This window comes from Streptomyces sp. NPDC001920 (assembly GCF_053594495.1).
This window is the reverse complement of record NZ_JBSFEP010000029.1, coordinates 49,288-70,470: the sequence shown is the minus strand read 5'-3', so window position 1 is coordinate 70,470 and position 21,183 is coordinate 49,288. Positions and strand designations below refer to the sequence as shown.

Annotated in this window: 23 protein-coding genes and 1 tRNA gene; 11 read left to right on the top strand and 13 right to left on the bottom strand. The window is 71.8% G+C overall.

Annotated features, from left to right (window positions below; translation table 11 throughout):
- The first annotated feature begins 1 nt into the window (after nt 1).
- Genes iolD through ACWCPI_RS35595 form a run of 3 tightly spaced genes read left to right on the top strand, consistent with a single transcriptional unit; the run spans nt 2 to nt 4,226 of the window.
- On the top strand, nt 2-1,879 hold the full coding sequence (iolD, locus tag ACWCPI_RS35605; RefSeq protein WP_451042096.1) for a 3D-(3,5/4)-trihydroxycyclohexane-1,2-dione acylhydrolase (decyclizing): 1,878 nt from the start codon (nt 2-4) through the stop codon (nt 1,877-1,879).
- Nucleotides 1,880-1,911: 32 nt separating this feature from the next.
- Nucleotides 1,912-3,405, top strand: coding sequence for a CoA-acylating methylmalonate-semialdehyde dehydrogenase (locus ACWCPI_RS35600; protein WP_451042095.1), 1,494 nt, complete (start codon nt 1,912-1,914; stop codon nt 3,403-3,405).
- 35 nt (nt 3,406-3,440) lie between these two features.
- A complete protein-coding gene (locus tag ACWCPI_RS35595; protein WP_451042094.1) occupies nt 3,441-4,226 on the top strand; it encodes a GntR family transcriptional regulator in 786 nt (261 codons plus the stop codon).
- On the opposite strand, the gene ACWCPI_RS35590 is transcribed toward ACWCPI_RS35595, so the two are convergent.
- From ACWCPI_RS35590 to ACWCPI_RS35570, 5 genes are all read right to left on the bottom strand, one after another.
- Nucleotides 4,216-5,019: a DUF427 domain-containing protein gene (locus ACWCPI_RS35590; RefSeq protein ID WP_451042093.1), complete on the bottom strand. Its 804-nt coding sequence runs from the start codon at nt 5,017-5,019 to the stop codon at nt 4,216-4,218. The two genes, ACWCPI_RS35595 and ACWCPI_RS35590, sit on opposite strands and share 11 nt — an antisense overlap.
- A gap of 46 nt (nt 5,020-5,065) precedes the next feature.
- Nucleotides 5,066-6,049, bottom strand: a complete 984-nt coding sequence (locus tag ACWCPI_RS35585; RefSeq protein ID WP_451042092.1) for an aldo/keto reductase — start codon at nt 6,047-6,049, stop codon at nt 5,066-5,068.
- A 97-nt stretch (nt 6,050-6,146) separates the two neighbouring features.
- Entirely contained in the window at nt 6,147-6,815 is a 669-nt protein-coding gene (locus ACWCPI_RS35580) for an NUDIX domain-containing protein (protein ID WP_451042091.1), read from the bottom strand.
- A gap of 234 nt (nt 6,816-7,049) precedes the next feature.
- The gene (locus tag ACWCPI_RS35575) at nt 7,050-7,349 is read right to left on the bottom strand and encodes a hypothetical protein (RefSeq protein ID WP_451042090.1); all 300 of its coding nucleotides are present in this window, start codon (nt 7,347-7,349) and stop codon (nt 7,050-7,052) included.
- 330 nt (nt 7,350-7,679) lie between these two features.
- Nucleotides 7,680-7,753, bottom strand: a tRNA-Pro gene (locus ACWCPI_RS35570).
- A 128-nt stretch (nt 7,754-7,881) separates the two neighbouring features.
- Here ACWCPI_RS35570 and ACWCPI_RS35565 point away from each other — a divergent pair.
- Genes ACWCPI_RS35565 through ACWCPI_RS35555 form a run of 3 tightly spaced genes read left to right on the top strand, consistent with a single transcriptional unit; the run spans nt 7,882 to nt 9,357 of the window.
- Nucleotides 7,882-8,406 carry a DUF309 domain-containing protein gene (locus ACWCPI_RS35565; protein ID WP_451042089.1) on the top strand — a complete coding sequence of 175 codons (525 nt, stop codon included), beginning with the start codon at nt 7,882-7,884 and terminating at the stop codon, nt 8,404-8,406.
- Between the two features lie 37 nt (nt 8,407-8,443).
- A complete protein-coding gene (cobF, locus tag ACWCPI_RS35560; protein WP_451042088.1) occupies nt 8,444-9,217 on the top strand; it encodes a precorrin-6A synthase (deacetylating) in 774 nt (257 codons plus the stop codon).
- 11 nt (nt 9,218-9,228) lie between these two features.
- On the top strand, nt 9,229-9,357 hold the full coding sequence (locus ACWCPI_RS35555) for an HAD hydrolase-like protein (RefSeq protein ID WP_451042087.1): 129 nt from the start codon (nt 9,229-9,231) through the stop codon (nt 9,355-9,357).
- Between the two features lie 92 nt (nt 9,358-9,449).
- On the opposite strand, the gene ACWCPI_RS35550 is transcribed toward ACWCPI_RS35555, so the two are convergent.
- Both ACWCPI_RS35550 and ACWCPI_RS35545 read right to left on the bottom strand, forming a co-directional pair.
- A complete protein-coding gene (locus tag ACWCPI_RS35550; protein WP_451042086.1) occupies nt 9,450-10,220 on the bottom strand; it encodes a sulfite exporter TauE/SafE family protein in 771 nt (256 codons plus the stop codon).
- A gap of 76 nt (nt 10,221-10,296) precedes the next feature.
- The gene (locus ACWCPI_RS35545; protein WP_451042085.1) at nt 10,297-11,484 is read right to left on the bottom strand and encodes a thiolase family protein; all 1,188 of its coding nucleotides are present in this window, start codon (nt 11,482-11,484) and stop codon (nt 10,297-10,299) included.
- 140 nt (nt 11,485-11,624) lie between these two features.
- Here ACWCPI_RS35545 and ACWCPI_RS35540 point away from each other — a divergent pair, with 140 nt between their 5' ends.
- From ACWCPI_RS35540 to ACWCPI_RS35520, 5 genes are all read left to right on the top strand, one after another.
- Nucleotides 11,625-12,443, top strand: a complete 819-nt coding sequence (locus ACWCPI_RS35540; protein ID WP_451042084.1) for an alpha/beta hydrolase — start codon at nt 11,625-11,627, stop codon at nt 12,441-12,443.
- Nucleotides 12,444-12,508: 65 nt separating this feature from the next.
- A complete protein-coding gene (locus ACWCPI_RS35535; protein WP_451042083.1) occupies nt 12,509-12,991 on the top strand; it encodes a Dps family protein in 483 nt (160 codons plus the stop codon).
- 67 nt (nt 12,992-13,058) lie between these two features.
- Nucleotides 13,059-13,391: a DUF3140 domain-containing protein gene (locus tag ACWCPI_RS35530; RefSeq protein ID WP_451042082.1), complete on the top strand. Its 333-nt coding sequence runs from the start codon at nt 13,059-13,061 to the stop codon at nt 13,389-13,391.
- Nucleotides 13,388-14,035, top strand: coding sequence for an endonuclease (locus tag ACWCPI_RS35525; protein WP_451042081.1), 648 nt, complete (start codon nt 13,388-13,390; stop codon nt 14,033-14,035). The genes ACWCPI_RS35530 and ACWCPI_RS35525 overlap by 4 nt, the downstream gene beginning before the upstream one ends.
- Nucleotides 14,036-14,084: 49 nt before the next feature.
- Nucleotides 14,085-14,906 (top strand): SAM-dependent methyltransferase, encoded by an 822-nt coding sequence (locus ACWCPI_RS35520; protein ID WP_451042080.1) that lies wholly within the window; start codon nt 14,085-14,087, stop codon nt 14,904-14,906.
- 19 nt (nt 14,907-14,925) lie between these two features.
- On the opposite strand, the gene ACWCPI_RS35515 is transcribed toward ACWCPI_RS35520, so the two are convergent.
- The 6 genes from ACWCPI_RS35515 to ACWCPI_RS35490 are packed head-to-tail and all read right to left on the bottom strand — an operon-like array spanning nt 14,926 to nt 21,144.
- Nucleotides 14,926-15,618 carry an SDR family oxidoreductase gene (locus tag ACWCPI_RS35515; RefSeq protein ID WP_451042079.1) on the bottom strand — a complete coding sequence of 231 codons (693 nt, stop codon included), beginning with the start codon at nt 15,616-15,618 and terminating at the stop codon, nt 14,926-14,928.
- Nucleotides 15,615-16,490 (bottom strand): cupin domain-containing protein, encoded by an 876-nt coding sequence (locus ACWCPI_RS35510; protein ID WP_451042078.1) that lies wholly within the window; start codon nt 16,488-16,490, stop codon nt 15,615-15,617. Before ACWCPI_RS35510 ends, ACWCPI_RS35515 begins: the two co-directional genes overlap by 4 nt.
- Complete coding sequence (locus ACWCPI_RS35505) at nt 16,487-17,839, bottom strand: amidohydrolase family protein (protein WP_451042077.1); 1,353 nt, start codon at nt 17,837-17,839, stop codon at nt 16,487-16,489. Before ACWCPI_RS35505 ends, ACWCPI_RS35510 begins: the two co-directional genes overlap by 4 nt.
- Before the next feature lie 22 nt (nt 17,840-17,861).
- Complete coding sequence (locus ACWCPI_RS35500; RefSeq protein WP_451042076.1) at nt 17,862-18,842, bottom strand: alpha-ketoacid dehydrogenase subunit beta; 981 nt, start codon at nt 18,840-18,842, stop codon at nt 17,862-17,864.
- Nucleotides 18,830-19,807 carry a thiamine pyrophosphate-dependent dehydrogenase E1 component subunit alpha gene (locus ACWCPI_RS35495; RefSeq protein ID WP_451042075.1) on the bottom strand — a complete coding sequence of 326 codons (978 nt, stop codon included), beginning with the start codon at nt 19,805-19,807 and terminating at the stop codon, nt 18,830-18,832. The genes ACWCPI_RS35500 and ACWCPI_RS35495 overlap by 13 nt, the downstream gene beginning before the upstream one ends.
- Nucleotides 19,807-21,144: a M24 family metallopeptidase gene (locus ACWCPI_RS35490; protein ID WP_451042074.1), complete on the bottom strand. Its 1,338-nt coding sequence runs from the start codon at nt 21,142-21,144 to the stop codon at nt 19,807-19,809. Before ACWCPI_RS35490 ends, ACWCPI_RS35495 begins: the two co-directional genes overlap by 1 nt.
- Nucleotides 21,145-21,183 lie beyond the last annotated feature (39 nt).

The following is a 21,183-nucleotide window of genomic DNA, read 5'->3' as shown; positions in this document are numbered from 1 at the left end:
GATGAGCCAGTCCACCGTCCGCCTGACCGTCGCCCAGGCGCTGGTGCGGTTCCTGTCCGTGCAGTACACCGAACGCGACGGCGTTCGGCACCGGCTGGTCGCCGGTACCTGGGGCATCTTCGGCCACGGCAACGTGGCGGGTATCGGTCAGGCCCTGCTCCAGGCGGGCGAGGACGTGATGCCGTACCACCAGGGCCGCAACGAGCAGTCCATGGTGCACGCGGCCGTCGGCTACGCCCGCCAGCTGGGCCGGCTCTCCGCGCAGGCCGTGACCACGTCGATCGGTCCGGGCGCCACGAACCTCGTCACCGGTGCCGCCCTGGCCACCATCAACCGCCTGCCGGTCCTGCTGCTGCCCGGCGACTACTTCGCCTCGCACGCACCCGACCCGCTGCTCCAGCAGCTGGAGCACCCGACCGAGGCGGACGTGTCGGTCAACGACACCCTGCGCCCGGTGTCGAGGTACTTCGACCGGATCACCCGCCCCGAGGCCCTCGTCCCGTCCGCGCTGAACGCCATGCGGGTGCTCGCCGACCCGGCCGAGACCGGCGCGGTGACCCTCGCCCTCCCGCAGGACGTACAGGCGGAGGCGTTCGACTGGCCCGAGGAGTTCTTCGCCGAGCGGGTCTGGTACGTACGGCGCCCCGCGCCCGACCCGGTCGAGCTGGCGGCGGCCGTCGAGGCGATCCGGGCCGCCGAGCGACCCCTGATCGTCGCGGGCGGCGGCGTCCACCACAGCGAGGCCGAGGCGGCACTGAAGGCGTTCGTCGAGGCGACCGGCATCCCGGTCGCCTCCACCCAGGCGGGCAAGGGCTCGCTCCGGTACGACCACCCCGCCGACCTCGGCGGCATCGGCCACACCGGTACCTCGGTCAGCGACGACCTCGCCCGCGCCGCGGACCTGGTGATCGGCGTCGGCACCAGGTACACCGACTTCACCACCGCCTCCGGCACCCTCTTCCAGAACCCCGACGTGCGCTTCCTGAACCTCAACATCACCGGGTTCGACGCGCACAAGCTTGCTGCGCGGACCCTGGTCTGCGACGCCAGGACCGGTCTGGAGAAGCTGCTGGACGAACTGGCCGGGCACCGGGTGAGCGAGGCGTACGAGGCCGAGTACCGCGCCGGCAAGGAGCGTTGGGACGCGGTCGTCGAGGCCGCCTACCGCGCCGACGACGAGACGGCCGTACCCACGCAGACCCAGGTCCTGGGCGCGCTGGACGCGGTCGTCGGCGACGACGACGTGGTGATCAACGCGGCCGGTTCGCTCCCGGGCGACCTGCACAAGCTGTGGCGGTCCCGCTCGCCGCGCCAGTACCACCTGGAGTACGGCTACTCCTGCATGGGCTACGAGATCCCGGCCGGTATCGGCGTCCAGCAGGCCGCCCCGGACACGGCCGTGTGGTCGCTGGTCGGTGACGGCACCTACCTGATGATGCCGACGGAGATCGTCACCGCGGTCCAGGAGGGCCTGCCGGTCAACGTCGTCCTCGTCCAGAACCACGGCTACGCCTCCATCGGCGGCCTGTCCGCCGAGACCGGCGGCGAGCGCTTCGGCACCGACTACCGCTACCGCGCCGCCGACGGCACCTTCACCGGCGCCCCGCTCCCCGTCGACCTCGCGGCCAACGCGGCCAGCCTCGGCATGGAGGTCCTGCGTGCCAAGACGGTCGGCGAGCTGCGCGCGGCGCTCGCGACGGCCCGCGCCTGCGACCGGCCGACCTGCGTGTACGTCGAGACGGACGTCGTGAACCCCGCCTCGCCCGGCGCCGAGGCCTGGTGGGACGTGCCCGTCGCCGAGGTCGCCTCCCGCGAGGCCGCCGTCGAGGCCCGTGAGCGCTACGAGCGCAGCGTCGCCGGACGCCGCCACCACCTGTGAACTCCCCGCACCCGAAAGGCCCTTCGCACACCATGAAGACCATCAACCACTGGATCGACGGCAAGCCCGTCGAGGGCACCTCCGGCCGCTTCGGCCCCGTCTACGACCCGGCGACCGGCGCCCAGGAGAAGCAGGTCGCCCTGGCGACCGTCGACGAGGTGGACGCCGCCGTCGCCTCCGCCAGGGCCGCGTTCGAGAGCTGGGGCGAGTCCTCCCTGGCCAAGCGCACCGCGATCCTCTTCAAGTACCGCGAGCTGCTGGACGCGCACCGCGACGAGATCGCCGAGTTGATCACCGCCGAGCACGGCAAGGTGCACTCCGACGCGCTCGGCGAGGTGGCGCGCGGCATGGAGATCGTGGAGCTGGCCTGCGGGATCAGCGTGCAGCTCAAGGGCGAGCTGTCCACGCAGGTGTCGACCCGGGTGGACGTGGCCTCGATCCGGCAGCCGCTGGGCGTGGTCGCCGGCATCACGCCGTTCAACTTCCCGGCCATGGTGCCGATGTGGATGTTCCCGCTGGCCATCGCGTGCGGCAACACCTTCGTGCTCAAGCCGAGCGAGAAGGACCCGTCGGCGTCGTACCGGCTGGCCGAGCTGGCCGCCGAGGCCGGGCTGCCGCAGGGTGTGCTGAACATCGTGCAGGGCGACAAGGTGGCCGTGGACCGGCTCCTGGAGCACCCGGACATCGAGGCGGTCTCCTTCGTCGGCTCCACACCGATCGCCAAGTACATCCAGCTCAAGGCCGTCGAGCACGGCAAGCGCGTACAGGCCCTGGGCGGCGCCAAGAACCACATGCTGGTCCTGCCCGACGCCGACCTGGACTTCGCCGCCGACCAGGCGATCAACGCCGCCTACGGCTCGGCGGGTGAACGCTGCATGGCCGTGTCGGTCGTGGTCGCGGTCGGCGACACCGGTGACGAGCTGGTGGCCAAGATCGCCGAGCGCGCCAAGAACCTGAGGATCGGTCCCGGCGACGACCCGGCCTCCGAGATGGGCCCGCTGATCACGCGCGAACACCGTGACAAGGTGGCGTCGTACGTGTCATCGGCGGCCGCGCAGGGCGCCGAGGTCGTCGTCGACGGCACGGGCTACAGCGTCGAGGGGCACGAGGACGGCTTCTTCATCGGTGTCTCGCTGCTGGACCGGGTGCCGCTGACCGCGGACGCCTACCGCGACGAGATCTTCGGTCCGGTACTGGCCGTGGTGCGCGCGGAGACGTACGAGGAGGCCATCAGGCTGATCAACGACTCCCGCTGGGGCAACGGCACCGCGATCTTCACCCGGGACGGCGGCGCCGCCCGCCGCTTCCAGCTGGAGGTCAAGGCCGGCATGGTCGGCGTGAACGTGCCGATCCCGGTCCCCGTCGGCTACCACTCCTTCGGCGGCTGGAAGGACTCGCTCTTCGGCGACCTGCACATCTACGGCAATGACGGCATCGCCTTCTACACCCAGGGCAAGGTGATCACCACACGCTGGCCGGACCCGGCCGACGCCGGTATCAACCTCGGTTTCCCCAGCAACACCTGACACCCGCTCACAGGACCGATCGCAGGGAGGGCCCCATGGCGAAGACCCGCGGCTCCGCACGTGCCGTGTCCGCCTCCGCGCTGGACTCGCTGACCTTCGCCCTGGACCGGGGCAGTCCCGTGCCGCTCTACTACCAGCTCGCCCAGCAGCTGGAGGAGGCGATCGAGCACGGGATCCTGGCCCCGGGCAACCTCCTGGGCAACGAGGTGGACCTGTCGGTGCGGCTGGGCCTGTCCCGGCCCACCGTCCGGCAGGCCATCCAGTCGCTCGTCGACAAGGGGCTGCTGGTCCGGCGGCGCGGGGTGGGCACCCAGGTGGTGCACAGCCAGGTGAAGCGCCCACTGGAGCTCAGCAGCCTCTACGACGACCTGGAGGCGGCCGGGCAGGGCCCGACCACGCAGGTCGTCCGCAACGAGCAGGTCCCCGCGACCGCCGCGGTCGCCGCCGCGCTCGGCATCGCGGAGGGCGCGGAGGTCACGCTCCTGGAGCGGCTGCGCTGCACCCACGGCCAGCCCGTGGCCGTCCTGTGCAACTACCTGCCGGCGAGCCTGCTCGACCTCGGCACCGCACGGCTGGAGTCGACGGGCCTGTACCGGATGATGCGCGCCGCCGGCATCACCCTGCACAGCGCCCGCCAGACCGTCGGCGCCCGCTGCGCCACCGCGGAGGAGGCCGCGCGCCTGGACGAGAAGGAGGGTGCCGCGCTGCTGACCATGCAGCGCACGGCGTACGACGACACGGGGCGGCCGGTGGAGTACGGGACGCACATCTACCGCGCGTCCCGGTACGCCTTCGACTTCCAGCTGCTGGTCAGGGCTTGAGGCCCGCGGTGAAGGGGGTGACGGGCCGCTCGAGGCGTTCGCCGTCCACGGTGAGGTCGACCGCCTCGTTGTAGAAGGCCACCATCCCCTTGACGGGGGCCACGGCCGGCAGTGGCTCGGCATAGCTCCACAGGATGTTGCGCGGGACCTCGCCCGTGCCGCGCCAGGTCCAGTACCGCGCCCTGCCCTTGTAGGGGCAGCTCGTGCGGTGGTCGGTGGGCTCGAACAGGTCGAGGCGGACGTCCTCGGGCGGCAGGTAGTACCGCGTCGGCAGCCCCGTCTCGAACAGCAGCACAGGGCGGCGGGAGTCCCCGACGACCGTGCCGCCGATCTCGACCCGGACATGACGGCTGCTGGGCATGGCGTCCACCCGTTTGTGCGGGTCGCGCGGGTGGACGAAGATCTCTTCCTCCTCCTCGTACCAGTGGTCCAGGCCGCTGCCCCAGCGGTGGAACCACTCGAAGGCGATGTGGTCGGCCAGGTCGGCGGCCGGGAAGGTCCACGCCGCGTTGTCCACCTGCTGTCCGTCGGTGCGCAGGTCGTAGAAGATCTGCGATCCGGTGTGCGAGCCCGGCTCGGGGTGGGCCGCCGGGCGCAGGAGGTCCGTGCGGACCTCCGCCCGCGGGAACGCGTAGCACGGCACCGGCAGACCGGGCTCCCAGACCAGGACGGGGTGCCGGCTGTCGACGACGGTCACGTCACCCTTGACTCCCCGCACCCAGCGCTCGCTGGGCTCCCACAGGAGGCCCTCAGGGGTCGTACGGACGGACCGCTCGCTGGGGAACAGAGGCATGGCCCACTCTCCTTCGGCTCCTCCTCGGAGCGTACTCCGGCAGGGGTCAGTGGGCCGCGTCGAGCCGGGCCCGCTGCTCCGCCGACAGCTCCAGGTCCACGGCGGCCAGGCTCTCCTCCAGCTGCGCGACGGACGAGGCTCCGACCAGCGGGACGATCGGCAGCTCGGCACCGATCTGCCAGGCCAGCACGACCTGGTTGACGGTGGCCCCGGTCTCCCGGGCGACCTCGCGCAGCACCTTCAGGCGGGCCGGGTTGCCCGGGTGGTCGAAGTCGGCGGGCAGCCGGTCGGGGTGGGTGTAGGCACCCTTGAGCAGCGGTGAGTAGGCGACGAGGGTGAGGGCGGGCTCCTCCCGCAGGTAGCTGAGCAGGTCGGGGCCGGCGTGGCCGAGGCTGCCGTCGGGGAAGAGGCCGTCGGGTACGTCGAAGCGCGGCCGCAGATGGCTGTGGGCGTACTGGAGCACCTCGTAGCCGGGCAGTCCGGCCGCGGCGGCGAGGGCGCGGGCCCGCTCCACCCGCCAGGTCGCGTGGTTGCTGACGCCGAGGAGACCGACGGTGCCCTCGGCGACCAGCTCGGCGAACCCCTCGACGGTCTCCCGCAGCGGGACCGACCGGTCCTCGATGTGGGCGTAGAGCAGGTCGAGTTTCGCCACGCCGAGCCGGTCGCGGCTGCGCTCGGCCGACTCGCGGATCACCTTGGCGGAGAGTCCCTCCGCGTTGTCGACGTAGCCGGTGCCGGGGGCCAGCGGTCGCGCCCCGAGCTTGGTGGCGATGAGGATCTCGTCACCGACGCCACGGCTGCGGCGCCACCGGCCGAGCAGTTCCTCGCTCTGGCCGCCCTGGCCGCCGTCGATCCAGAAGGCGTAGTTGTCCGAGGTGTCGATGAACGTGCCGCCGGCCTCGACGTAGCGGTCCAGGACGGCGAAGGAGGTCTCCTCGTCGGTGCGGGAGCCGAAGAGCATCGCACCGAGGGCGAGGACGCTGACCTCGCGGCGGGTGGCCGGGTCGGTGCCGATCGTGCGGTACTTCATGGATGGATCTCCTCCCGTTCGTGCGCCCGTGGTTCGGGGCACGAACGGGAGTCTTCATCTTGAAGCGCGCTTCAAGTCAAGTCCGTCGGCGCCGGGTTCACACGCGAGGGGCGAACGGCCCCTCCAGCGCCGCCCATTGCAGCAGCATGATGGTCTTGGCGTCGGCGATCTGCCCCGTGCGGATCATCTCCAGGGCTCTGCGGAAGGGAAGTTCGAGGATCTCGATGTCCTCGCCCTCCTCGTCGAGGCCGCCGCCCTCGTGGGTGCGGGTCGCGGGGCCGTAGGCGGCGGCGTAGAAGCTGACACGTTCGGTGACGGAGCCCGGACTCATGTAGACGTCGAAGACGTGCTGGACCTCGCCGATGGTGTGTCCTGTCTCCTCCACGACCTCCCGGCGTACGGCGATCTCCGGGTGCTCGTCCTCGTCGTCGAGGAGCCCGCCCGGTGTCTCGACGAGCATCCCGTCAGGATGGCCGTTGACGTACACCGGGAAGCGGAACTGCCTGGTCAGCAGGACGGTTTCGCGTTCGGTGTCGTAGAGCAGCATGGTGGCCCCGTTGCCCCGGTCGTGCGTCTCGCGCTGCTGGGTGCTCCAGGTGCCGTCGGCGTGCTGGAAGTCGAAGGTGGTGGCGCGCTCCACGTACCAGTGGCTGGACAGGAGCCGCACGTCCCGCACCTTGACCCGGGGGTTGCCTGTCAGGTCCCGGCCGGCCCGGTCGAGTCCGGTGCGGCCGCGGCGGTCGGGGGTGTCGATACCGGCGGTCATCGGGAACCGGCCGGGAGGATCAGCGAGTTGGTCATGGCCCGCTTCTACCATCCCGGCCCGTCGGCGTCCTCCGCGGCGCCCCTCGCCGGGGGCCGCCGGTCACCGTACGCAACGCCGGGAGGCCGGGTGGTCTTCGCCGCGCACGGGTCCTTCGGGCCGCGCACATGAGGGTCGGCCGCCCGTGACTGTCACGAACGGCCGACCCGGAGCAGCGGTCGCCTGTCAGCTCACGCTTCAGAACGCCTTGTTGCTGCAGCCCATCGTCGAGCCCAGGTGCTTGTCCTGCCCACCGGCGTTGCCCTCGCCGTTGAGCGCGTTGCCCAGCAGGCCGTTGAGGATGCCGACCTGGCCGAGGACGTCGAGGTTCAGGTCGTGCGACTTGCAGCTGGAGCTCTGCAGGACGCTGACCTTGCCGCCGTCCTTGCCCTTGTCACCGTGGCCGTCGTTGCCGTGGGCGGTGGCGGTGCCGGCGCCCATGAGTCCGACGCTGCCGAGGGCGACCACCACGACGGCGGCCTTGCGAAGCTTGTGCATGCGTATCTCCGATGGAGTGAGGGGTTACGATCCGCGAGAGATCGACTCCGTTCAGTGATCGGAGGCTAATATGACCATGCCCGGCATGTCCGAGCGACGCGCCGAGACGATCCCGCGCCACTCGCTCTGATGGAGCCCCTGCTGCCGGCCGCCCCTGAGCGACCCGCGCAGCTGAAGGCCGACTCCCGAAAGGCCCGGCGAGCCGTTCGGCCAGGAAAGATCATCGCGCTGAGGAGAAACCGCTGGACGAGACCCCGGAAACGATCGAGGGCCTCGGCTCACATCATGTGATCCAAGGCCCTCACCTGCGATGACAGTCGCATCGAACTGTCGGGACGACAGGATTTGAACCTGCGACCCCTTGACCCCCAGTCAAGTGCGCTACCAAGCTGCGCCACGTCCCGGTGCGCGTCGTGCGGTGGACCGCGTGATCGCGCGAACAGCACTTTACCCCACGTCGGCGCTCACGCCGAAGACGGCATCCGGCAGGGCGCGATGCGGGGGCCCGGAGCGGGCGATGGACAATCGGGGCATGGGCAGCACATCGACGGGACGACAGGACGGCGGACGGGACCGGGACAGCGAGGGCCGGGCACGCAGCGCCCGGCCCCGAGACGGTCTGGGGCGGCCGCTCCCCTATGGCGCGGACGGCGTCGATCGTCAGCCCGAGGGTGTCGTACGCACCCCGGAGCAGACCGTCGCCGAGGCACAGCAGTTGCTGGACGCGGGGAAGCCGTTCCATGCGCACGAGGTGTTCGAGGACGCGTGGAAGACGGGTCCGCCGGACGAGCGCGCCCTGTGGCGCGGGCTGGCCCAGCTCGCGGTGGGGCTCACCCACGCGGCCCGGGGCAATGTGACGGGCGGGGCGCGGCTGCTGCGCCGGGGTGCCGGCGCGGTGGAGGACTGGGCGGCCTCGGACGCGGGTGAGGCGCGGCCGTACGGGATCGACCTCGCGGGGGTCGCCGCCTGGGGGCGGGGGCTGGCCGGCGAGGTGGAGCAGGGCGGCGGGGCCGTGGAGGCGCGGGGGCGGGCGCCGAGGCTGCGCGGAAGGGCGTGAGGGGCGCGTCGTCGGTGGTGTGCGGCAGACTCGGGGCGTGCGAAGGATTCATGTCATCGGGATCGGGGCGGGCGACCCCGAGCAGCTGACGCTGCAGGCGGTCAGGGCGTTGCGGAACACCGACGTGTTCTTCGTCCTCGACAAGGGCGAGGTGAAGTCCGACCTCACGCAGCTGCGCCGCGACCTGCTGGAGGCGCACGTACCGGAGGGGACCTACCGGATCGTGACGGCGCTCGACCCGGAACGGGACCGGTCCGCCGAGGGGGCTGCCTACCCCGGCGCCGTCGAGGACTGGCGCAGCGCCCGCGCCGGGGTCTTCGAACGACTGATCGCCGATGAGCTGGGCGAGGACGACGTCGGTGCCTTCCTGGTGTGGGGTGACCCCGCGTGGTACGACAGCACGCTCGGGATCCTCCAGGAGGTACTGGTCCGGGGCGCGGTGGAGTTCGCGTACGACGTCGTGCCGGGCATCAGCAGCGTGTCCGCGCTCGCCGCCCGGCATCGCACGGGCCTCAACCGGGTCGCGCGCCCCGTGCAGATCACCACCGGGCGGCGGCTGGCCGAGGGCTTCCCGGACGGCGTGGACGACGTGGTCGTGATGCTCGACGCCCATTTGGCCTTCCGGCGGTACGCCGACCAGGACATCGACATCTACTGGGGCGCGTACCTGGGCACTCCGGACGAGATCCTCGTCTCGGGGCCGATCGCCGAGGCCGCCCCGCGGATCGAGCGGCTGCGCGCGGAGGCACGGGAGCGCAAGGGCTGGATCATGGACACGTATCTGCTGCGCCGCGGGCCGAACGACCGGTAGGGGCACCGGAGGTGGGGCAGGAACGACCGGGGTCCGGCACGGCCGAGGACGCGGTGACGGTCGGGGACGACGCCGAGTCCGGTGTGCCGGCGGCGCAGCGGGCCGGTGCCGCGGGTGTCCTGGTCAGGGCCGGGACGTAGCCGCCGCGGACGTGTCGGACGGCCGGCGGCACGCCCGACCATGTGCTCGGCTCCTTCGCCGATGGGCCCGCCTCGGTGCGGCGGCTGCGGGGTCAGAGCAGCAGCTGGACGCCGCCCACGACCGTCGCCGCGATCACGAGTTGCTCGAACAGCCGCTGGTTGATCCGGTTCACCGCCCACTTGCCGAGCAGCGCGCCGGGGACGACGAAGAGCACGAGCGCCGCGTCGAGCAGCAGGGAAGGGCCGTCGATGAGACCGAGGCCGACGCTGAAGGGCACCTTGGAGACGTTGACGATCAGGAAGAAGAAGGCCGAGGTCCCGAGGAAGCCGAGCTTGCGGAAGCCGGCCGAGAGCAGGTACATCGACATCACCGGGCCCCCCGCGTTGGCGACCATGGTGGTGAAGCCGCCCAGGATGCCGTAGGAGCGGGCCTTGATCCGGCCGGCCCGGGTGGTGACGGCGTCCGGCTCCTGCTCTTTGTCCGCGGTGCGTCGACGCCACACGGTCACCGCCGCCATCATCAGCAGGATCGCGCCGATCGATGCACGGACGACCTCGTCGTCCGCCCGCACCAGGAACAGCGTGCCGAGGACGACGCCCGCGGCGACGGCCGGGAACAGCCGCCACAGGGTGGGCCAGTGGGCATGCCGACGGTAGGTGAGGACGGCCAGGACGTCCCCGGCGATCAGGATCGGCAGCAGGATGCCGGTGGAGGCGCGGGCGGGCAGTACGGCGGCGAAGATCGCGAGGCTGACCGTGTTGGCCCCGCTCACGGCTGTCTTGGAGAAGCCGACGAGCAGGGCCGCGAAGGCCAGCGCGGCGAACTGCCCGCCGGTGAGGTGCCACAGAGTCATCGTGTCCATGCGGAGGCCGATGCTATGTGCAGACATCAGGTCCAGGTAAGGACCGTCTCGTCAGACGGGAGGCGTCGCGGGTCCGTCAGTGCCGCTCGACCAGGACCGCGCTGCCCTGCCCCACACCCACGCACATGGTCGCCAGCCCTCGCTCCGCTCCCGTCCGGCGCATACGGTGCAGGAGCGTGGTGAGGATGCGGGCTCCGGAGCAGCCGAGGGGGTGACCGAGGGCGATCGCGCCGCCGCTGGGGTTGACGAGGTCGGGGTCGATGCCGAGTTCGTCGACGCATGCGAGTGCCTGGGCCGCGAACGCCTCGTTGAACTCGGCCTCCTGGACGTCGCCGATCGACCACTCGGCCCGGGCCAGTGCCTTGCGGGTGGCGGGGACCGGCCCGATACCCATCACGTCGGGATGGACACCGGCGGAGGCACCGGCGACATAGCGGCCCAGGGATTCCAGCCCCAGGTCGTTCAGGGCCTCCTCGCTGACCAGCAGCAGTCCCGCGGCGCCGTCGTTCATCGGTGAGGCGTTGCCCGCCGTGACGGTGCCGCCCTCGCGGAAGACCGGCTTCAGCCGGGCCAGCTTCTCGTACGACGTGTCCTCGCGTACGCATTCGTCGCTGTCGACCAGCACGCCGTCGGGGCGCTCGACCGGCAGGAGTTCGTCGTCGAAGTGGCCGTTCTTGCGGGCGTCGGCGGCCCGTTGGTGGCTGCGCAGCGCGAACTCGTCCTGCCGCTCGCGCGGGATGCCGTGGCGCCGGGCGACCTCCTCGGCGGTCTCTCCCATGGAGAGCAGGCCGTGCAGCTCCTTCATCGCCGGGTTGACCAGGCGCCAGCCGAGCCGGGTGTCGACGGTCTCGATGCGGTGGGGCAGCGCCTCGTCGGGGCGGGGCAGCACGAAGGGCGCGCGGCTCATGGACTCGGAGCCGCCGGCGAGCACGATGTCGGCCTCGCCCGCCGCGATGGTGCGGGCGGCGGTGGTGACGGCTTCGAGGCCGGAGGCGCACAGCCGGTTGACCGTGGCGCCGGGCACCGAATCGGGCAGGCCGGCGAGGAGGGCGGCCATGCGGGCGACGTTGCGGTTGTCCTCGCCGGCCTGGTTGGCGGCGCCCCAGTAGACGTCGTCGACGCGGGCCGGATCCAGTGCGGGCACGTCGGCGACTAGGCCCCGGATCACGGCCGCGGCGAGGTCGTCGGGCCGTACCGGCGACAGCGCTCCGCGCAGCTTGCCGATGGGGGTGCGGCGGGCGGCCGCGAAGTGGACGGGACGCACGACGGATCTCCTGACCGGGCGGTATGGATCGGTATGGATCGGCACCCTCTTAATTAGCACCGCTAGTTTCGGACTATAGACCGCCTCGCCGGACCCTGGGAAGATCCCGGGGACCTTTCACCGACCCAGCCGGAGGAGCCATGGCCGAGCCCCGCGAGCACCTGCTCGACGGAAGCCGGGGAAGCGTCGTCGTACGCGAGTGGCCGCACCACCGGCCCCGCTACGTGGCGCTCGTGGTCCACGGCTACGCGGAGCACGCCGGCCGGTATGCGGAGGTGGCGGAGGCCCTGGTCGCGCACGGCGCGGCCGTGTTCGGGCCCGATCACATGGGGCACGGCCGGTCGTCGGGCGAGCGGGCGCTGATCGAGGACTTCGAGGAGGTCGTCGCCGACGCGAACGCGTGCCTGGAACTGGCCCGGACCGCGCATCCGGGTCTGCCGGTCGTCGTGGTCGGGCACTCCATGGGCGGTCTGGTCGCGTCCCGCCTCGCACAGCTCCACGGCGACGGGCTCGGCGCCCTGGTGCTGTCCGGGCCGGTGATCGGCGACTGGGAGCTGCCCCGGCGGCTGCTCGCCCTGGACGAGATCCCCGGCACCCCGATCAGCCCGGCCGCGCTCTCCCGGGACCCGGGGGTCGGTGCGGCCTACGCGGCGGATCCGCTGGTCTGGCACGGCCCGATGAAGCGGCCGACCGTGGAGGCGTTCGCGCGGATGCTGGAGACGGTGTCCGAGGGCGGGGACATCGGGCCCGTGCCGCTGCTGTGGCTGCACGGCGACGACGACCGGCTGGTCCCGCTCGCCGGCAGCCGCGTCGGGGTCGAGCAGTTGCGCGGGGAGGAGCTGACCGAGCACGTCTACCCAGGGGCCCGGCACGAGGTGTTCCACGAGACGAACCGGGCGGAGGTACGTGCGGACTTGGTCCGCTTCCTGGACAGAGTGTTCGCACTCCGAGACGTGTGACGTTTGCACCCGTTTCCCGTGGGCACCCGCGCCGACACCGACCCAGCCACAAGGAGGAGCTCGCCATGACCGTGGTCAAGAGCACGCTCCCCGAACCGGCTCGCCGAGTCGCCGGGGACGCCTTGCAGAGCACTCTCGTCGATCTTCTCGGGCTCTCACTGATCGGGAAGCAGGCGCACTGGAACATCGTGGGCCCGCGGTTCCGCTCGATCCATCTGCAGCTCGACGAGGTCGTGTCACTGGCCCGTACCCACGCCGACACCGTCGCGGAGCGCTCCTCGGCGCTCGGCGTACCGCCGGACGGGCGCCCGGAGACCATCGCCGCAGCCTACACGCTGCCCGGCCCGAAGGACGGGTGGGTGCGCGACAACGAGGTCGTCCAGGTGATCGTGGACGCCTTGGCGGCGGCCGTCGAGCGGCTGCGCGAACGGATCGAAGCGACCGCCGAGGCGGACCCGGTGACGCAGGACCTGCTGATCGGCATCACCGCCGACCTGGAGAAGCAACGCTGGATGTTCGACGCCGAGAACTGGCCGCCCGGCGAGTGAGGCAGCCGCGAGCGCCGCACGCACACGCCGTACACGCAGAGCAGTACCCGGAGAGAAGGGGCACACCATGGCCGACGCCCTCGAACTCGACGCGCTGTGGGAGGACTTCCACCGCGCGGTCAACATGACCTCGCAGGAGCTGGCAGCCTGGCTGCGGGTCAGTGACGCCGACGAGGCCACCGAGCCGCTGCCGGACCAGGCCGGTTCACCTGCCGGGCAGCGCGTCCTCGCGATCCTCCAGAAGCGGCGGACGGACCTCACGGACGACGACATCCAGGTGATGTACGACGTCGTGGACACCGTCACCGCCGAGGCGGACGTGGAGAACGAGCCGGAGCCCGAACAGACCCGCCGTCGGCACCAGCTGATGACGATCGGCCACGATCCGCTGAAGCCGTGAGCGACGACAGACGCCTGGTGCGGGAACTCGTGCGCGCGCACGGGAAGACCTTCGCCGAGGAGGCGGGCATCCCGTTGAAGGACACTCCGCAGCCGCTGTACCGGCTGCTGGTGCTGGCGCATCTGCTCAGCGCGCGGATCCGCGGCTCCGTCGCCGTGGACAGCGCTCGCGCCCTGTACGAGGCGGGGCTGCGTGACCCGCGCCGTATGGCGGGCGCCGACTGGCAGGAGCGGGTGGACGCCCTGGTCCGGGGCGGATACCGGCGTTATGACGAGCGCACCGCGACCCAACTGGGCGACGCGGCAAAGCTGCTGATCGACCGGTGGGGCGGCGACCTGCGGCGGCTGCACAGGGAGGCGGACGGCGATGTCCGTGAAATGCGGCGGCTGCTGCGGGAGTTCCCCGGCATGGGTCCGGCGGGCGCCGGCATCTTCCTGCGCGAGGCCCAGCTCGTGTGGCCGGAAGTGGCCCCCTACCTCGACGACAAGGCGCTCTCGGGTGCACGGCGGCTCGGCCTGCCCGAGGACCCGGACCGGCTGACCGAGCTGGCCGGGAGCACCGAACCGGCCGTACTGGCCGCCGGGTTGGTACGGGCCTCGCTCGACAAGGAGGTGGCCGAGGACAGCCTCCGCCGCGCCGCATGATCGTGACAGACTGCTCGCACAACCGCCCTTGCGAGCAGAGGAGACCTGTGTGACCGGGACCGAGCCGGCCGTACCGCGGATCGACACGAGCAGGCCGCATCCTGCCCGGGTGTACGACTGGTTCCTCGGCGGCAAGGACAACTACCCCGTCGACGAGGAGCTCGGCCGGCAGATCGCCGCGATGCAGGGCGACGCCCCGCGGCACGCTCGGGCCAACCGCGGGTTCATGCGGCGGGCCACCAGGGCGGTCGTCGAGGAGACGGGCATCCGCCAGTTCCTCGACATCGGTTCCGGCATCCCGACCGAACCCAATCTGCACCAGGTCGCCCAGTCCGTCGTCCCGGACGCGCGCGTGGTGTACGTCGACAACGACCCGATCGTGCTCGCCCACGCGGCGGCCCTGCTGCGCGGCACCCCGCAGGGGAGGACCGAGTACGTGCAGGCCGACGCCCGTGAGCCCGAGCGGATCCTGGAGCAGGCGGCGGCCGTCCTCGACCTCGACCGGCCGGTCGCCCTCTCGCTGATCGCACTCCTGCACTTCATCGCGGACGACGACGGCGCTCATGAGCTGGTGGACACGCTGGTCGGCGCGCTGGCGCCGGGCAGCTGCCTTCTGCTCTCGGCGTTGACGGCGGACTTCGATCCGGAGAACGTGAACCGGGGCATCGCGGCCTACACCGCGAGCGGGGTCACGCTCGTGGCCCGCTCGCGCGCCGAGACGGGACGGTTCTTCGAGGGACTTGAGCTGATGGAGCCGGGGATCGTGTCGCTGTCGCACTGGCGTCCCGCGATGGACGGCGAGGAGGACACGGGCGGCGGGAGCACGAAGGAGCCCGTCTCGTTGTACGGCGCGGTCGGCTTCAAGCGCTGACCCACGGCTCGCGTCCCCGTCAGCCCAGCAGCCACCCTCCGTCCACGGCGAGTTCGACGGCGTTGACCGACCGGTTGCGCAGCAGGAAGTCCACCGCGTCCACCACGTCGGCCATCGTGGCGAGCCGCCCGGTGGGCGTTCTGGCGCGCAACCCGGCCAGCACCTGCTCGGGTCCGCCGCGCCAGTGCGGGCTGTCCCCCACGACCCCGGGATGCACCGCGTTGACCCGGACGGGCGCCAACTCGGTGGCGAGCGTGCGTACCAGACCGCCCACTCCGGCGTTGACGGTCGCCACCGTCGTCGCCCCCGCGTACGGCCGCTCCTTGGCCTGGCCGCCGAACAGCACGATCGCGCTGTCGTCGTGCAGTCGGCGCCGCAGGGTGTGCACGACCTCGGTGTACCCGACGAGCTTGAGCGTGACCAGACGCACAGCGGCGTCGATGTCGTACGCGGTGACCCGGTTGTCGTCCCGGGAGATCGCCGCGATCACCAGGTGGTCGACGCGTCCGACCCCGGCCAGGGCGGCGGCGATCTCGCGGGGCCGCGAGAGGTCGAGGGCGAGGCCTTGCGCGGCACCGACCTCCTCGGCCACCGTGCCGGCGCGAGGCGCGTCCCGGCCGGTGAGGACCACCCGGTCGCCCCGCGCCGCACGCAAGCGGGCGAACTCGCGGCCGATCCCGGACGTCCCGCCCACGACGAGCACACTGCTCATGACCCCAGGGCCTCCCTCAGGTACTCCCAGTCCCGGGTGAACCGGTAGGAGTGGCGCGACGGCGGCTGCGGCGCCTGCGTCTCCAGCCAGCGCAGGGTCCCCTCCCCGGCGTTGGCGAACCCGTGCACGCACCCGACGCCGGCCCAGGCGAGGTCGCCCGGCCCGAGCCGGTACCGCTCGCCGTCGAAGGTGGCGTCGGCCAGCCCTTCCAGGATCAGGTACGTCTCCTCGAAGGGGTGGTCGTGGGTGCCCGCGACGCCGTCGGGGGCGTACTGCACCATGAACATGGTGGAGGCGACCGCGCCGAGGTCGCCGTCGACCATCGGCTTCACGGTGATGCCGCTGTACACGAGCAGCGCGGTCCGCATGCTCGCCGACACCGCGAGCAGGTCCTGGGACTGCTTGGCGGCATCCATCTGGGCGGGCTCGAAGTGGCCGAAGGACCGGGTGCGCGGGTCACGGACGTCGATGCGGACGGGGTCGCGCTCGGGCAGCGCGGGCACCGCCTGGGTGTCGTGGCCGTAGCGGGCCCGCGGCACCGGGGCGAGCATGTCGGCCCAGCGGCCGGAGCTGTCCCCGGCGCCGCGCCAGGCGTGCGGGACGCCGGTCGGGAGGAGGCCGTAGTCGCCCTCGTCGAGGAGGTACGACCCCTCGGGCACATCGAGGATCACGGCTCCGTAGAGCACATGGAAGCTCTCCTCGTACGAGTGCACATGGGCCGCGACCCGGCCGTCGGGCCGTATCCCGCACAGGCCGAAGCCGGTGTGCACGCTTCCGTCGTCCTCGGCGACCAACGTCCGCCGCCGGTACCCCAGTTCGTCGTACGGCGGCTCCGGGACGCCGACGGCCCGGCGCACCAGGTGTCGGGTCATGCCGCGCGCCTCGCCTCCTTCGCCGCGAGGAGCCGGTCGCGGGACTCCTCGACCAGGCGCCGGGCCCGGTCCACGTCGGCCAGCAGCCTGCCGTCGCGCTTGCGGAGCACACCGTCGACGATGACCGTGTCGACGTTGGAGACGTCCGCGGACAGCGTCACCGCGGCCGCCGCGTCGTGCACCGGGGCGACGTTCAGCGCGGTGGCGTCGATCGCGACGATGTCGGCGCGCTTGCCGGGGGTCAGGGAACCGGTACGGTTCTCGAGGCCCGCGACGTGTGCGCCGTTCACCGTGGTGATCTCCAGCATCTGACGTGCTGTCAACATCGTTGCCGGGACCGGCAGATTGGCCTTCCAGCAGTCGGCGTTGACGCGGGCGCGTTCGGCGCCGAAGGCCGCTCGGATCTGGGTGAACATGTCGCCCGGCACGGTCGTGACGACGTCGATGCTCAGCGACGGCCGCAGCCCGTACTCGATGGCCTGCATCACGGGCGGCCACCCGTGCCCCATCTGCGCCTCGACCTGCGGCGCGATCGACACCGTACCGCCGCTGTCGGCGACCATCTGCCACTCGTCCTCGTGGAGGTAGCAGCAGTGGATGTAGGTCGTGTCGGGGCCGAGGAGCCCCAGGTCGTTGAGCTGCTTGACCATGCCGAAGCGGCCCGCCAGCCGGCCCATCGCCACGTGCACGGTGATCGGGATGTCCAGGTCGCGGGCGAGGGCCCACTCGGCGGTGACGACCTCGTCGGTGCAGAAACCGGGGCCGCGGGTGGCGAGCGCCATGGTCAACAGGCCGCTGTCGGAGGCGAAGCAGGTGTCGCGGATCCGCCGTACGTCGTCGCCCGGGATCGCGATCTTGCTCTCGAACCAGTAGTCGGCGAGGGAGGTGTTGGCGCTGCCGTACGCGTACTGGGCGCGGATGCCGGTCTCCGTGAGCGCCTGGATCGCGGCGTCCGGGTGGGCGGGCGTGTTGTTGATGTGCGACCAGTCGACGAGGGTCGTGATGCCGGCGTTCAGGCACTCCAGCGAACCCGCGAGGTTGCCGGCGTACACGTCCTCGGGGGTGTATAGCGGAGCGAAGGTGTCGAGGATGTCGACGAAGTAGTCGTCCAGGGTGGCATCGGGGGCGACGTTCCGGATGGGCGCCTCCCAGGTGTGGCGGTGGGTGTCGACGAAGCCGGGGATCACGATCCGGCCGGTCATGTCGAGCACTTCGGCGTCGGCGCTGATCTCCCGGTCCACCGCGGCGATCGTCCCGTCCTCGATGAGGACGTCGCCCTGGGGCAGGTCCCCGATGCCGGGGTCCATCGACAGCACGTGACCGGCGCGCAGGAGTGTCCGATGGGTCATCGTTCTTCCTCCCATGGGGTGTTCAGTACGCGGCGAGGTCCCGGACGGCCGCCACGACCTTGTCGACGGTGGGGATGACCTCCTCTTCCAGGGCGTCGGCGAACGGCAGCGGCACGCACTCCCCCGCCACCCGCCGGACCGGCGCGTCCAGCAGCCCGAACCCCTCGTCGGCGACGACCGAGACGAGCGTCGCGCCCCAGCCGCCCTGGTACGGGTTCTCCTCGACGGTGACGAGCCGCGAGGTCCGGCCGAGCGAGGCGAGCACGGTGCTCACGTCGAGCGGCACCAGGCAGCGCAGATCGACGATCTCGGCCTCGATGCCCTCCCCCGAGAGGATCTCGGCGGCCTTCCGTGCGAGCGGCACCATGGCGGCGAGGGCGACGAGGGTGACGTCGGCGCCCTCGCGGACGACGGCGGCACGGCCCAGTTCGACGACGTGGTCCGGCGGCGGGGGCGGGCCCTTGGCGGCGAGCAGTGCCTTGTGCTCGAAGAAGACCACCGGGTCGTCGCTGCGGATCGCCGCCGCCAACATGCCGATCACGTCGGCGGGTGTCGCCGGTGCGGCGATCTTCAGGCCGGGCACGGTGAACGCCCAGTTCTCGGTGGCCTGGGAGTGCTGCGCGCCGAAGCCGAGGCCGCCGCCGTTGGCGGTGCGCACGACGAGCGGGACGGTGACCTGGCCGCCGGTCATGTAACGCACCTTGGGGATCTCGTTGGCGAGGTAGTCCCAGCAGCAGGCCAGGAAGTCGGAGAACATGATCTCGGCGACCGGCCGCGTCCCGGTCATCGCGGCCCCCATCGCGGCGCCCACGATGGCCTGCTCGGAGATCGGGGTGTCCCACACCCGCCGGGGCCCGAACTCCTGGAGCAGCCCGGCGGTCGTCTTGAACACCCCGCCCGCCTCGCCGATGTCCTCGCCCAGGCACACCACGGACGGATCCCGGCGCATCTCCCGCGCGATGCCCTCGGCGACCGCCTCCCGGTAGGTGATCACGTCCGCCACGCCGCACCTCCGTCGGCCCATACGTCGGTCAGCGCCTGGTCCGGATCGGGTGGTGGGGCGGCCTTCGCGGCCTCCACCGCGCTCGCCACCAGTGCGCGGGCGCGCTCGTCGGCCTCGCCGACCGTCTCCGGTGCCACCCCCGACTCGACGAGCCGTCCGCGTGCCAGGTCCAAAGGGTCGTGCTTGAGCCACCGTTCGACCTCCTCGGCCGGGCGGTAGGCGGCCGGGTCGGAGCGACTGTGCCCGAAGTGCCGGTATGTCAGCGCCTCCAGCAGCGCCGGCCCTGCTCCTGCCCTGGCCCGCTCCGCCAACCGGGCCACCGCCTCCCGTACGGCGACGACGTCGTTGCCGTCCACCACCTCGCCCGGGATGCCGTACGCGGGCGCCCGGTCGGCCGCGGGACGGGCCACGGCCGTGACGTCGGCGATCGGCGTGTATTCCATGTAGAGGTTGTTCTCGCAGACGAACAGCACGGGCAGCTTCCACACGGCGGCCAGGTTGAGCGTCTCGTGGAAGGCGCCGATGTTGGTGGCCCCGTCCCCGAAGAAGGCGACGGCGATCTGGTCGGTGCCCCGCAGCCGGGCCGACCAGGCGGCGCCGGCCGCCATCGGGAGGTGGGCTCCGACGACGGCGTAGGAGCCGAGCATGCCCGTGGAGGCCTTGGTCAGGTGCATGGAACCGCCTTTGGCCCTGCACAGCCCGGTCGCACGGCTCATGAGCTCGGCCAGGCACTCCTGCGGGGTGGCGCCCCTGGCCAACGCGTGGTGGTGGCCTCGGTAGGTGGCGAAGACGTAGTCGTCGGGGCGCAGGGCCGCGTCGGCGCCCACGGCGATGGCCTCGTGCCCGGCCGCGAGGTGGGTGGTGCCCTTGACGAGGCCCTGCAGGAACAGGTCGTGGGCGGCCTTCTCCGTACGGCGGATGACGGCCATCCGCTCGTAGGCGGTGAGGAGTTCGGCCGGTTCCATCAGCGTGCTCCGTCGCCGCGTGGGGTGTTGAGGTGGGACTGCGCCTCGCGGCGGGTGTCGAGCTCGCCGCCGACCGTCCAGTACTTGCGGCCGGCCACCAGCAGTTCCTCCGCGGGGAACTTCGTGATGACCTCGCAGCCGTCGGCGGTGACCACGAGTTCTTCCTCGATGCGGGCGGCGGACCAGCCGTCGGCGGCCGGCCAGTACGTCTCCAGCGCGAACACCATGCCCTCTTCGAGGACTTCGGGATGATCGAGGGAGACCAGCCGGCTGAAGATCGGTTTCTCCCAGATGGACAGGCCGACGCCGTGGCCGTACTGCAGGGCGAAGGCGGCGGTCTCGTCGACGAAGCCGAACTCTTCGGCGCGCGGCCAGACCTGGACGATGTCGGCCGTCGTGGCTCCGGGCCGGACGAGGGCGATCGCCTCGTCCATGTACTCCCGGCAGCGCACGTACGCGTCGCGCTGGGCGCGGGAGGCACTGCCGACGGCGAAGGTGCGGTAGTAGCAGGTGCGATAGCCGAGGTGGCTGTGCAGGATGTCGAAGAAGGCGGGGTCGCCGGGGCGGATCAGGCGGTCGCTGTAGACGTGCGGGTGGGGAGAGCAGCGCTCGCCGGAGATCGCGTTGACGCCTTCGACGTACTCGCTGCCGAGGTCGTACAGGACCTTGCTGACGACGCCGACGCACTCGTTCTCGCGCACGCCGGGGCGCAGATGGCCGTACAGCTCCTCGTACGCCGCGTCCACCATCGCGCAGGCCTGGGTGAGCAGGGAGATCTCGTCCGGCGTCTTGGTGCGGCGGGCCTCCAGGAAGACCTGCTGGCCGTCGACGACCTCGATGCCCTCGGCGCGCAGGGCGGTGAGGACCGGCATCTCGGCGACGTCGATGCCGAGCGGCTCGCCGGCCAGGCCGTGCTCGCGCAGTTCGCCGGCGATCTTGGCGGCGACGTCCTGGGCGATGCCCGCCTCCGGGTGGAAGGCGCCACGCAGGGTGGAGATGCCGGCGCGGGCTCCGGTGGGCGGGCCTTCCTTGCCGTCGCCGTAGTCGAGCCAGGGGTTGTAGAGCTGGTGGTGGCGGGCGGCGGAACCGAAGTCCCACACGATCGGCTCGCCGCCGCGCACCAGCAGGGCGAAGCGGATCAGCTTGTCCATCGCCCAGGTGCCGATGTGCGTGGCCGTCATGTAGCGGATGTTGGCGAAGTCGAAGCTGAGGACGGCGCCGAGCTCGGAGCGGTTCAGGGTCTCGTTGAGGCGGGCCAGCCGCTGTCTGCGCAGCCGGTCCAGGTCGACGCGCTCTTCCCAGTCGACTGCGTTGGGTCCGAACGTGCGGATCGCCATGGCGACCACCCCCGCTTCGGAGTCAACGACTGTGCACGG

Coding starts and splice junctions, on each gene's coding strand:
- ACWCPI_RS35510 (WP_451042078.1), bottom strand. CDS start 16,490: ATGACCCGACACCTGGTGCGCCGGGCCGTCGGCGTCCCGGAGCCGCCG.
- iolD (WP_451042096.1), top strand. CDS start 2: ATGAGCCAGTCCACCGTCCGCCTGACCGTCGCCCAGGCGCTGGTGCGG.
- ACWCPI_RS35490 (WP_451042074.1), bottom strand. CDS start 21,144: ATGGCGATCCGCACGTTCGGACCCAACGCAGTCGACTGGGAAGAGCGC.
- ACWCPI_RS35575 (WP_451042090.1), bottom strand. CDS start 7,349: ATGCACAAGCTTCGCAAGGCCGCCGTCGTGGTGGTCGCCCTCGGCAGC.
- ACWCPI_RS35595 (WP_451042094.1), top strand. CDS start 3,441: ATGGCGAAGACCCGCGGCTCCGCACGTGCCGTGTCCGCCTCCGCGCTG.
- ACWCPI_RS35540 (WP_451042084.1), top strand. CDS start 11,625: ATGGCCGAGCCCCGCGAGCACCTGCTCGACGGAAGCCGGGGAAGCGTC.
- ACWCPI_RS35505 (WP_451042077.1), bottom strand. CDS start 17,839: ATGACCCATCGGACACTCCTGCGCGCCGGTCACGTGCTGTCGATGGAC.
- ACWCPI_RS35600 (WP_451042095.1), top strand. CDS start 1,912: ATGAAGACCATCAACCACTGGATCGACGGCAAGCCCGTCGAGGGCACC.
- ACWCPI_RS35535 (WP_451042083.1), top strand. CDS start 12,509: ATGACCGTGGTCAAGAGCACGCTCCCCGAACCGGCTCGCCGAGTCGCC.
- ACWCPI_RS35590 (WP_451042093.1), bottom strand. CDS start 5,019: ATGCCTCTGTTCCCCAGCGAGCGGTCCGTCCGTACGACCCCTGAGGGC.
- ACWCPI_RS35495 (WP_451042075.1), bottom strand. CDS start 19,807: ATGGAACCGGCCGAACTCCTCACCGCCTACGAGCGGATGGCCGTCATC.
- ACWCPI_RS35550 (WP_451042086.1), bottom strand. CDS start 10,220: ATGGACACGATGACTCTGTGGCACCTCACCGGCGGGCAGTTCGCCGCG.
- ACWCPI_RS35530 (WP_451042082.1), top strand. CDS start 13,059: ATGGCCGACGCCCTCGAACTCGACGCGCTGTGGGAGGACTTCCACCGC.
- ACWCPI_RS35580 (WP_451042091.1), bottom strand. CDS start 6,815: ATGACCGCCGGTATCGACACCCCCGACCGCCGCGGCCGCACCGGACTC.
- ACWCPI_RS35585 (WP_451042092.1), bottom strand. CDS start 6,049: ATGAAGTACCGCACGATCGGCACCGACCCGGCCACCCGCCGCGAGGTC.
- ACWCPI_RS35515 (WP_451042079.1), bottom strand. CDS start 15,618: ATGAGCAGTGTGCTCGTCGTGGGCGGGACGTCCGGGATCGGCCGCGAG.
- ACWCPI_RS35565 (WP_451042089.1), top strand. CDS start 7,882: ATGGGCAGCACATCGACGGGACGACAGGACGGCGGACGGGACCGGGAC.